Annotated in this window: 9 protein-coding genes and 1 pseudogene; 4 read left to right on the top strand and 6 right to left on the bottom strand. The window is 41.0% G+C overall.

All coding sequences use genetic code 11. From position 1 onward, the window contains the following. Both qoxA and ACH0QE_RS16345 read right to left on the bottom strand, forming a co-directional pair. Positions 1-562 (bottom strand): annotated as a pseudogene (qoxA, locus tag ACH0QE_RS16350) (cytochrome aa3 quinol oxidase subunit II); the annotation flags it as partial. A 284-nt stretch (positions 563-846) separates the two neighbouring features. Beyond that, the gene (locus ACH0QE_RS16345; RefSeq protein WP_415801640.1) at positions 847-1,011 is read right to left on the bottom strand and encodes a hypothetical protein; all 165 of its coding nucleotides are present in this window, start codon (positions 1,009-1,011) and stop codon (positions 847-849) included. 124 nt (positions 1,012-1,135) lie between these two features. On the opposite strand from ACH0QE_RS16345, the gene ACH0QE_RS16340 reads away from it, so the two are divergent. The 4 genes from ACH0QE_RS16340 to adhE all read left to right on the top strand — a co-directional run bounded on the left by ACH0QE_RS16340 (position 1,136) and on the right by adhE (position 5,940). Beyond that, a complete protein-coding gene (locus ACH0QE_RS16340) occupies positions 1,136-1,891 on the top strand; it encodes an alpha/beta hydrolase family protein (RefSeq protein WP_415801639.1) in 756 nt (251 codons plus the stop codon). A 21-nt stretch (positions 1,892-1,912) separates the two neighbouring features. Further along, positions 1,913-2,806: an oxidoreductase gene (locus ACH0QE_RS16335; RefSeq protein WP_415801637.1), complete on the top strand. Its 894-nt coding sequence runs from the start codon at positions 1,913-1,915 to the stop codon at positions 2,804-2,806. A gap of 195 nt (positions 2,807-3,001) precedes the next feature. After that, complete coding sequence (locus ACH0QE_RS16330; RefSeq protein ID WP_041966255.1) at positions 3,002-3,229, top strand: hypothetical protein; 228 nt, start codon at positions 3,002-3,004, stop codon at positions 3,227-3,229. 107 nt (positions 3,230-3,336) lie between these two features. After that, entirely contained in the window at positions 3,337-5,940 is a 2,604-nt protein-coding gene (adhE, locus tag ACH0QE_RS16325; protein ID WP_415801636.1) for a bifunctional acetaldehyde-CoA/alcohol dehydrogenase, read from the top strand. A gap of 121 nt (positions 5,941-6,061) precedes the next feature. On the opposite strand, the gene ACH0QE_RS16320 is transcribed toward adhE, so the two are convergent. From ACH0QE_RS16320 to ACH0QE_RS16305, 4 genes are all read right to left on the bottom strand, one after another. Then, positions 6,062-6,769 (bottom strand): DUF421 domain-containing protein, encoded by a 708-nt coding sequence (locus ACH0QE_RS16320; RefSeq protein ID WP_415801635.1) that lies wholly within the window; start codon positions 6,767-6,769, stop codon positions 6,062-6,064. A 431-nt stretch (positions 6,770-7,200) separates the two neighbouring features. Continuing rightward, the gene (locus tag ACH0QE_RS16315) at positions 7,201-7,401 is read right to left on the bottom strand and encodes a cold-shock protein (RefSeq protein ID WP_023614374.1); all 201 of its coding nucleotides are present in this window, start codon (positions 7,399-7,401) and stop codon (positions 7,201-7,203) included. 169 nt (positions 7,402-7,570) lie between these two features. Beyond that, a complete protein-coding gene (locus ACH0QE_RS16310) occupies positions 7,571-9,151 on the bottom strand; it encodes a bifunctional metallophosphatase/5'-nucleotidase (protein ID WP_415801634.1) in 1,581 nt (526 codons plus the stop codon). Positions 9,152-9,243: 92 nt separating this feature from the next. After that, a partial coding sequence (locus ACH0QE_RS16305) for a cytochrome P450 (protein WP_415801633.1) occupies positions 9,244-10,220 on the bottom strand: 977 nt, incomplete at its 5' end.

Below are 10,220 nucleotides of genomic sequence, written 5' to 3'. Positions count from 1 at the left end.
GCCATCGTGTACTTTTGGCCCGCCAAGGCAGGAATCCAGAAGCTTTGCATCGTACCTGCTGAAGTCAGCCTGAAATCAATCGGACGGTCTTCAGGTATATTCACATAGTTGACTGTTTCAATTCCTTGTTCTGGATAGCTGAAAATCCATTTCCAGTCAGCAGATGTCACGTTAATAACAAGAGGTTCTTTATTCTCATAACCTTTGGGACTTCATCTATAGCGTAAATCGTTTTAACCGTAGGGATCGTTAAAGCAACGATAATCAAAATCGGAATCACTGTCCAAATAATTTCAAGTACAGTGCTGCCGTGTTCTTCAGGTGGTTCGTAATCCAAATTGTCTTTGCGTTCACGGTACTTCCAGACGATGAATCCAAATAGCCCGAATACAACGACTGTTACAAGTAACATCAGAGCAATCGAAAAGTTGATTAACTCAAGAATTTGCCTTGCGATTGGTCCCTCTGGATTGAATACCACCATATTGTTTTCACAGCCGCTAAGCAACAGCACAGCCATGATCGAGGTGAGGGAGACCAAAAAAAGTTTAGATTTCTTCATCACTGAAGCTCCTTTCAAAAATCAACATTTGTTCATTTTATCTCAAACTTATGTTCATTTGTTCACAAAGTATTCGAAAATGAACCAAAATTGAACGGTTTGCGGCAAAAGGTGTGATAAAAATCACACTTCGTTATTTGTAATCATTCTAACATGGAAATTGTTACGGTTTTGAAGATAAAAGTGAACAAATTATGAAAACAATAATGTCATCATAGTGAATTAAAAATATAATCTATTGACAAAAAAGCAGGGCCCTCAAATGGAGGCCCTGCTTCGTAAAGTTATGATACTTTAATTTTTTCTATATATGTTTCCAATGCTGGGTGAAATTCTTTTTCATAGTGGCCGGCTGGGCAAGCTTTAATTACGATCGCCTTACATGAAGGATTGTCTTTTAATTCCAGCGCTGCTCTACAACGTGGGCATTTTTCAACAAAAAGATTCATTTAAATATCCCTCCAATAATTCCTATGAGTTTAGTATGAATTAAATTCAATATAATTTCAATGGTTAATAAGACCAATTGTGTTACCATTGAAAATATTGAAGGTATCGAAAGGAGTTGTACAAATGCAGGAAGCAGTTTCGCTTTTACATAACAACCAGGTGATGAGAGGGATGGCACATATCCCCTTGGCAGACGAGAAGGAAGCTCCTGCAGTCATTCTTCTGCATGGCTTTACCGGCAGCAAGCTAGAGCCACATCGTTTCTTTTTGAAAATTTCAAGGAGGCTCGAAGCTCTTGGAATTGCTAGTTTCCGATTCGATTTTTTAGGAAGCGGTGAAAGTGATGGGGATTTTGAAGATATGACTGTTTTGAATGAATTAGCAGAGGCAGAAACAATTCTTGATTATGTCCGTTCACATCCCAATATTGATAACGAAAAAGTGATTGTCCTCGGTTTTAGCATGGGAGGATTCGTTGCCAGTCTCCTTGCTGGAGATCATCCACAGAAAATCGAGAAACTTATTTTACTGGCACCAGCTGGCAGTATGGCAGCTGAAGCGAAGGTTATGGTGAAAAATTCTACATATATAAAGGAAGAGAGCGCCTTCGACATTGGCGGGAATTTAATAGGAAAAGGATTTATTGAAGAATTAAGTACCATTGATGTGTGGGAAAGGGCGAAAAAATTCAAACGCGAAGTTCTGCTGATCCATGGGTCAAATGATCAAGCTGTTCCGATTGAGGATTCCAAGAAATATCAGGAGAAATGCTACCAGGAGCACGCGACGCTCCACATTGTGACTGGGGCAGATCATACCTTTAATTCTTATCATTGGGAAAAGGAAGTCATTGAGAACATTTGTAATTTTGTAAACTAAAACAATCTGAGGAGCATCAACATGTTGAAGGATAACTTATCTGGAAAGACAGTCATTATTACAGGAGCAAATAGCGGCATCGGATTTGAGGCTGCAAAGAAACTTGCAGAAAAGGGAGCACACGTCATTCTTGCTGTTAGAAATATGGAAAAAGGCAAGAATGCGTTAGAGTCCATCGTTCAAGGAAATAGGGAAGCATCAGTTGAATTAATGAAGCTTGATTTGGCAGATCTCGCAAGTATCCGTAATTTCACATCAGCTTTTCATGAAAAATACAATACTCTGGACATATTGATCAATAACGCCGGAGTGATGATTCCTCCATATGGCAAGACAAAGGATGGATTCGAGCTTCAATTCGGAAGCAATCACCTAGGCCATTTTGCATTGACAGGCCTTTTGCTCCCTCTTCTGAAAAAAACACCAGGTTCGCGGGTCGTTACTTTAAGCAGTATCGCTCACCGAGGTGCTTCGATTGATTTTGATAATCTGGACGGCTCAAAAGGATACAAAGCAATGAAGTTTTACGGGCAGAGTAAGATTGCCAACCTGTTATTTGCAAAAGAACTTGATAATCGCTTTAAAAAGCATGGAATCGAAACAATCAGCATCGCTTGCCACCCGGGAATTTCCAATACGAATTTATTCAACTTAGGGAAAGGGGAAACTCCTAAATATTTGAAAGGATTGATGAAATTCTTTTCCCAGCCCGCAGAGATGGGGGCTCTTCCAACCCTCTATGCTGCAGCGGATGACAGCCTGACCGGCGGAGAGTACATAGGTCCGGACGGAAGGGGAAATAGAAAAGGATATCCTGCGATTGAAATCCCCGCACCAGGAGTTTTTAATGAAGAAACAATGACAAGGTTATGGACCGTATCAGAGGAATTAACAGGGGTTTACTTTGATTTTTAGAGACTCTTTCCTAGAGTCTCTTTCTTCTTATATAACTATATTAAAATAATGTTATATTGTAAGCGATTTCATACCTTTGTTCTTCACTCTTTTAAAAGATAATAAATAATAGTTCATACATTGTTCAACATTTCACAAACTATTATTCTTTTTATGTGATAATCTTTAATTAGAAAAGAAAAAGGAGTGATCAAAATGATGTATTGCGAATTTAAACCCTTCTCAACCGATACTGAGACATATACTCAGGAAATGCTCGAGGAAGTTATTGGTGATGAATTTGAGGCAATGATGTATAAAGATGATAAAGAAATTCCAGCATACATCTGGACAGTAAACTTTGTCGTCATAGTTAAAAGAAGTACGAAGTTTGTAACAGACATCAGCTTTGAAAAAATACCTAGAAATCCAGTTTGCGAGTAATGTATTTTTTTGAACAATCATGTGAAAACATTCACAAATTAAAATTAACAACATATGAACTACATAAATGCAGCAGTCAACACTAAAACAATAAGGAGGTCCTTAAGATGGGGACAGTGGAAAAAGTGGTAAAAGAGCAATCATCCGTTACAAAAATGGTTGATAGTCTATTAGATAAAGGGTTAAAAGCATTAGCACAAATGCGTGAGCTGGATCAAGAAGCGGTAAATAAAATCGTAAAAGAAATGGCCCTGGCAGGACTTGATCAACATATGCCACTCGCAAAGATGGCGGTTGAAGAAACGAAACGCGGTGTTTATGAAGATAAGATCATCAAGAATATGTTTGCGACGGAGTATGTATACCACAATATCAAATATGACAAAACCGCTGGCATCATCGACGAAAATGAACACGAAGGCATGATCACGATTGCTGAGCCCGTTGGTGTGATCGCCGGCGTAACACCGGTGACGAATCCAACCTCGACAACCATGTTCAAAGCGTTGATTTCCATCAAGACTAGAAACCCAATCATATTCGCTTTCCATCCTTCTGCGCAAAAATGCAGCAGTGAGGCGGCGAGAATTCTCCGCGACGCAGCTGTTAGAGCAGGAGCACCAGAAGATTGTATTCAGTGGATTGAAAAACCATCTCTTGAAGCAACACAAGCTTTAATGAACCACTCGAAAATATCGATGATTTTAGCTACTGGCGGTGCCGGTATGGTGAAATCCGCCTACAGTTCAGGAAAGCCGGCACTAGGTGTTGGACCTGGTAATGTGCCTTGCTATATTGAACGCACAGCGAATGTAAAAAGGGCAGTCAATGACCTGATTTTATCCAAAACATTCGATAACGGTATGATCTGCGCTTCTGAACAGGCAGTCATCATCGATAAGGAAATTTACCATGAAGTAAAAACAGAAATGATCGCGAATAGCTGCTACTTCTTAAATGAAGAAGAAAGGTCTAAGGTCGAGAAGCTTGTTATCAATGAACAATCATGCGCAGTTAATGCAGATATAGTGGGGATGCCAGCTCATAAAATTGCTGAAATGGCAGGTGTGACTGTGCCTGAAGAGACGAAAATCCTTGTTGCTGAGCTAAAAGGCGTGGGTGCTCAATATCCGCTTTCCCGTGAAAAGCTAAGCCCTGTGTTGGCTTGCTATAAAGTGAATGGAACCGAAGAAGGATTTAAGCGGGCAGAAGAGATGCTTGAATTCGGCGGGCTCGGCCACTCTGCTGTCATCCATTCATCAACTGATGAAGTGATTAAAGCGTACGGATTGAGAATGAAAGCAGGACGTGTCATCGTAAACGCACCATCTTCTCAGGGCGCAATTGGTGATATCTACAATGCCTACCTGCCATCCTTGACTCTCGGTTGCGGTACTTACGGCGGGAACTCCGTTTCAACCAACGTAGGTGCGATTAACTTGATCAATGTAAAAAAAGTTGCGAGAAGGAATGTGAATATGCAGTGGTTTAAGGTGCCATCAAAAATTTACTTCGAAAAGAATTCAACGCAGTATCTTGCAAAAATGCCAAAAATCTCGAAGGCATTCATTGTTACTGACCCTGGTATGGTGAAGCTGGGTTATGTTGATAGAGTTCTTTATCACTTAAGGAAGCGTCCCGATTACGTACACTGTGAAATCTTCTCTGATGTAGAACCAGATCCATCAATTGAGACCGTGATGAAAGGAGCAGAAATGATGGCGAGCTTCCAGCCGGATGTCATCATTGCCCTCGGAGGCGGATCTGCGATGGACGCAGCCAAAGGTATGTGGCTGTTCTACGAATATCCGGATGCAGATTTCCATGGCTTGAAGCAGAAGTTCCTTGATATTCGCAAGCGGATTGTCAAATATCCGCAGCTTGGCCGCAAAGCTCAATTCGTAGCAATTCCGACAACATCCGGTACAGGATCAGAGGTTACATCCTTCTCGGTCATTACCGATAAAAAAGCGAACATCAAATATCCGCTCGCAGACTATGAGTTGACACCAGATGTTGCTATTGTCGATCCGCAGTTTGTCATGACGGTGCCAAAACATATTACTGCTGATACAGGAATGGACGTATTGACGCATGCCATTGAAGCGTATGTCAGCTGTATGGCCAATGACTATACAGATGGTCTTGCCATCAAAGCCATCCAGCTCGTATTTGAATATCTGCCAAGAGCATATCGAAATGGCCAGGATGAGGTGGCTCGCGAAAAGGTGCATAATGCTTCCACGATTGCCGGCATGGCGTTTGCCAATGCATTCCTTGGAATCAACCATAGTTTGGCGCATAAGCTTGGTGCGGAATTCCATATCGCTCACGGCCGCTCCAATACCATTTTGATGCCGCATGTCATCCGTTATAACGCGACAAAACCGAAGAAATTTACGGCATTCCCTAAGTATGAAAGTTTCGTCGCCGACCAGCGCTATGCAGAAATTGCGCGCATACTCGGCTTGCCGTGCCGCACAACTGAGGAAGGTGTTGAAAGCCTTGTCCAGGCAATCATTAAATTGGCGAGGGAAATGGATATACCAATGAGCATCGAAGCAAACGGTGTTGATAAAGCCGAATTTGAAGCAAAGGTTGAGCAGCTTGCCGACCGGGCATTCGAAGACCAGTGCACAACAGCAAATCCTAAACTTCCATTAGTATCAGAACTGGCTGAAATCTATCGCTTGGCATATAAGGGAGTTTAATAGTCAAAAGGGGATGCATTCATCAGGCTTCATTCCTTCAAATTTATATTAAATACACCAGGTTAGCCTAACATATCTTATTTACGAAGAGGTCCTTCGCTATATTAGCGGGACCTCTATTTTAATGCAAAATATCATCTCTTTTATCCACGTAAAGCGTACCGTCTGGCTGGATTTCCGCGTAAAATATTTCATCCAACGAGTCCGCTCCTGCCAATTGAAGCTGACTTTCAAGCCAGCTCTGGTCCTTATGCATTTTAGATAGGTTGTTAACATTGACAAGGCCATCTGATACTAGCTCAGTAGCCACCGGAACAAATCTATTCTGTGATACAGCAATATTAAAGTCCCCCTTTGTAACGTTTTGCTTATCTTCCTTTTTAAGTACTGAAAGCGTTCCATCTGTTTCGAAAATCGCATAATCTACATCGCTCAATGAAAAAACGTTCTTTTTCCGCAACAAGCCCTTTAATGCATCAGTATCCAGGCGAGACTCTCTTAACGCACCCTCCATAATATTTCCTTCTTTAATGACGATGATAGGGTCGCCCATTAAAATTTTTCTCGCTTTTTTTGATTTCAGGTGGATTATATCAGTCAATACTGTAAATGCTGACCAGCCGACAAGAGCAATGATGCCATTTATGATACTCACGTTCGAGTTGAGGACCAAGGTTGCTGCTAAGGACCCAAATGCAATAGCTGATACAAGGTTGAAGAACGTCATTTGGCTGATCTCTTTTCGGCCTGCCCATCGTGCCATCGCTAGTAAAACAATGAATGCAATGGCAATTCTAATAATTAGTTCAAACTGACTCAAAAATATCACTCCCTTTATGTATATTGACCATTTTTTATTATGTCTCTATCATGTTTGAAAAATGTCAATATTAAAGAACTTATACACAAAATCCCTTATTTCTTAAATATCCAAAGGATAAATGGGGGACGGGAGCTAAAGGACATAAATACTTGTAGTCACTATTTCAATATTTACAAAAAGATCATCGGTGGAATAGGAAACTATGTATACTTGTTTTTGGTGATTTCCACTATACAGGGGGTATATGGAATGTAGCCAATTAATGTAAAAGAGGGAATGAAACAACTATAAAATAAACTGATCATACTTCATTTCATGAAAAATAACATCCTAAAACGCAAATCTGATTTTATGACCAATTCATAAGTGCCTTTCATTTTAGGGAAAAAATAAAAAGAAGGTCCCATAGGAACCTTCTTCTTTAAGCAAAACTAATATTATAGTTTTGATACGTTAGCAGCTTGTGGTCCGCGAGCGCCTTGCTCAACGTCGAAAGATACTTTTTGACCTTCGTCTAATGATTTGAAACCTTCAGATTGGATAGCAGAGAAGTGTACGAATACGTCGTCTCCACCTTCGCGCTCGATGAATCCAAAACCTTTTTCTGCGTTAAACCATTTTACTGTACCTTGTTCCATTTCTTGTTACCTCCCAGTGCGTTAGCACATTATGTTACTATCCTTGCCCAAAGTGATCATTAAGACGAAATAATTTCTATCCTTTACACCGAACAAAAATAATTCTACTTCATCATAACAGATACTGGAATCAATAGCAAACAATATTAGAAGTTTTGATGCTATCGGCCTATTTAAGAGGCTGCACACTCCAATTGTCATTGCATGAGGCCTCGATTTTTCCGCGTTTTTGGATATAATCAGCTAGTAACTCTGTCATGTCTGTCTGGATTTCTTTTATTACGGGCTTATTTTTGAACATATTAAAGTTCCCGCCGCCGCCGGCACGATAATTATTGACCACTATATTGAATGGATCCCTAAGTTTTAGTGTTTCTCCTTTATATTTCAGGAGTGTAACCCTGTTGCCGAGGGGCTTAGAAATATCAAGATGATATTCTATTCCTTCCCACATATCATAGTTATAATGCTGAGGTTTAGGAGACTCAAAGGACGGATTAACCTGGATTTCTCCTTCACCATCCAAAATAAAGTATTCTGCCGATTTTTCAAGCGCGTCTTTAATATCCAGCCCAGAAACGGTGATCACTTTTAAAGTATTGGGGTAAACATAGTTGGATACGATGTCCCTCATGGTTACTTTATTCGGGAACCCTGGGACACCATTATGGAAAAGAGCTGTTGCAGATACATCCACTCCGGCAGCATCCATCTGCACCTTATTAATAAACTCGATAAGCGGATGGTCTTTTTTTCGAACCTCCAGGGGTGAATGGACGCGCATATCCCCGACGATTTCTCCCAGTGGCTCATCCAGCCACTTTTGTGTCGAGTCTTCATATACTCTGGCCAACTCCACAATCTTTCTATCTGGCTTCGTGTTTTCATTTATGGCTATAACATCTGATGCCTTTTCAACAATAGTCCAGCTGCCATTCAACTTTTCAAATTTGATCGATACTTTCGAAAAAGCATGTCCCATATGACCTGGCTGTGCAACCAGGACACCGTTTAGTTGAGTGGAAAGCTGACGATGCTGGTGACCGGTCAGAAGAATATCGATTCCGGCTATTTCCGTACATATCCGATAGGCCTGATTTTCGCCAGTAAGCTGTTCAGTCGGATCTCCAGTCTCAAGGTCTCTCTCAAAACCGCCATGATAGGAAACGATAAGAAGATCATACTGCTCGTTTTCTTGTAAATACTCAACCCACGTGTTTAGCGTTTCAAAAGCATCAAGGAATTCAAGCCCCGCTATATGATCAGGGTTTTCCCAGTTTGGTATGTAATGTGTTGTCACACCAAGCACTGCGATTCGCAAACCATTAGGGAAGGTTTTGATAAAATAAGGCTTACCGAAAGCTGGTTCTTTAGTATTCTTGATCACTATATTAGCAGATAGCCATGGGAATGTTGATTCCGTGATGGCGTTCTTTAATAAACCCTGTCCAAAATTGAATTCATGATTGCCTATGACCGCCCCATCATAACCGAGATCATTCATCACACTGACAACAGGGTTACTTAACTCGTTCATATGTTTCGCGAAATGATATGTAAGGGGAGTGCCCTGGATAACATCGCCGTTATCGATCAGTATGGTGCAGTCGCTAATTTTTAAAATATTTTTGAAGACAGTTGCAAGTTGGGCCAATCCCGAATTTGTCTGTTTATTATTTCCGTAATTAATAGGTAAAATATTTCCATGAATGTCGCTTGTTTGCAGAACAACAAGCTCGCACTTTTCCATCAAATCACCTCCGTTCTCAATTAAAATTACATATTCAATCCTTCCCATTTATATTAAAAATTTAAAAAGCGCTAAAAAATCAAGCGCTTCTGTTACTTTCTTTTAACATTGCTAAAAACAATACCGCTCTCCGGTAGCGTAGGCATTCTGACCAGGCTGTAGCTCAGGTCCTGATTCGGAATTTCATAGTCAATATCGTTAACGAGGTAAGATAGACTTGCCTTCATTACTTCTACGGTAATACCCTCCCCAGGACATCTGTGTCCTGTTGCAGAATCTCCACCACCCTGAGGGATGAAATCGAACAAGCTTCCGCGCCAGTCCCTGAACCTTTCAGGCATGAATGATTCTGGGTCATTCCATAGCCGTGCATCATGGTTAGTGCCGTACATATCAAGTAATACAAGCTGAGCTTCTTTAAAATGGGCATCATTCCAGATGAACTCTTTTTTAACTCTAGCACCGAGGAAAGGTCCGAAAGGGAAGAATCGGCGGACTTCCTGCACGAACATTTCTAGATAACGTTCATCATTATCATCTTTTAATTTTTCCTTCGTTGCGGGAAATTTATGAAGGGCGAGCGCTGAGAAAGCAATAAAAGTAGCGATTGCAACAATGGGCCTTAATACATTGATTAATTCCACAGCGGCCATCTTTGAATTCAGTAACTTACCGTTCAGATCCTTATGAAACGCCAATTCATTAAGTGCAGAACCCTGCGCCGCGGCTATTTTGCCGGAACGGACTTCTTCTATTATATTAACAATCCAATCTTCAGCCCTCGATCTAGCGCGCCTTCCTTTCCAGTGTCTGGGGCCAACTGCACCAAAAGCATCAACCATAACACTAAAATCATCAGCCCGTTCTTTAACTTCAGCTTCTTCAAGCGGGACGCCAGCCCAGGTACAGGCAGCCTGGCATAGAACTAGTTTTGCCTCCTCAAACAGGATGATTTGGTCTGCTTCTTCCCATTTCTCTATTGATGCCCTCCACAAGTCAGTAACCAAACGAGAAAGTCTTAATTGATTTGGAGGGGTCATAAGCGATAAGAAAAGCAATTTCCTATGTA

Origin of the sequence: Mesobacillus sp., from assembly GCF_047739415.1 — a bacterium.
Classification (GTDB): Bacteria; Bacillota; Bacilli; order Bacillales; family Cytobacillaceae; genus Mesobacillus.
Note: the sequence above shows the minus strand (reverse complement) of the source record. Positions and strands in the feature narration are given on the sequence as shown.